General features: G+C 65.6%; 1 protein-coding gene. It reads right to left on the minus strand.

Annotated features, from left to right (window positions below):
- On the minus strand, positions 1-215 hold a 215-nt coding region (locus SB772_RS43945; protein ID WP_410839020.1), incomplete at its 3' end, for a GntR family transcriptional regulator.
- Positions 216-250 lie beyond the last annotated feature (35 nt).

Raw genomic sequence — 250 nt, forward strand, 5'->3', positions numbered from 1 at the left:
GGCTCGAGATCGACGAGCTTGTCGGCCGCGAGCAGCGCGAGCGCCTGCCGGATCGTCCCGCGCTTCACGTTGAACACGTCGCAGAGCTGCGCCTCCGTCAGCTTCGCGCCGGGCGCGAGCCGATGCTCGAGGATCGCGGTGCGAATCCGCTCGGCGATCGCTTCGGGGCCGGCTGTACCGGACGCATGGGAATCGGGCTCGTTCATGATCTGCATCGTGTGATGGTCCTCATCCTAGGATGGACATAAAG

This window comes from Paraburkholderia sp. SIMBA_030 (genome assembly GCF_046535245.1).
Taxonomy (GTDB): domain Bacteria; phylum Pseudomonadota; class Gammaproteobacteria; order Burkholderiales; family Burkholderiaceae; genus Paraburkholderia.